This window comes from Bartonella sp. AA126HLJHH (assembly GCF_042197425.1).
In the GTDB taxonomy this organism is placed as follows: domain Bacteria; phylum Pseudomonadota; class Alphaproteobacteria; order Rhizobiales; family Rhizobiaceae; genus Bartonella.
Window position 1 is genome coordinate 1 of the sequence record NZ_JBHIRU010000132.1, and the last position, 628, is coordinate 628.

A 628-nucleotide genomic window follows, 5' to 3' on the forward strand; every position below is an offset into this window, starting at 1 on the left:
ACAAGTCTTCTGATTTCATTGATCTGTTGTGGAAAAGCCTTTTTAATAGGCGGGTTTCCATCTGTATCGTCTTCTTTACTTGCTAAATTAAGAAGCATGCCTAATAGGTATCTTCGTGCGTAGGTAAGTGTGGAACCAAGTGATTGTATGCTATTTTTAGAGCCTGTACTGTCAATTGGAAATGTTCCTTCTGTTGAGATTTGATTGTCTGAAGGATGAGACAGAGTTATTTCTATGGTAACGTTTTTTTCTGTTTGATTTTTAATACGATAAAACAAAGCAAATTTGTATGTTGCAAGCCCTTTCTTTACAGCATCAATGTACTGATCAAGTGTAGCGTATTTGCTGTTTGTATGTTTATTAATGGCGTTTTGTTCGATATTTTTATATGCCATTTGCACAGCCGAAAGATCACGGACAAAATTTTGGCGCTCTTGTCGTTTTATCTCTTGTTCTCTTAAATCAAGAAGACGCTCTAAGCGATCCATATCGACGTCACTGTCTAAGGCTTTATTTAAAATACGTTCCATGACAGTTTGTTCGACGGCTACATGATGTGTTTCTTCAATTTCTATTAGGTTAGTGTTTTGTTCACTCATCTTGATTTCCTACATTGCGCGCAATTCAC

Annotated in this window: 1 protein-coding gene; it reads right to left on the reverse strand. The window is 36.5% G+C overall.

Annotated features, from left to right (window positions below; all coding sequences use genetic code 11):
* The coding region (locus ACFIQC_RS10140) for an ERF family protein (protein ID WP_375707157.1) at positions 1-599 on the reverse strand (599 nt) is incomplete at its 3' end.
* Positions 600-628: the final 29 nt, after the last annotated feature.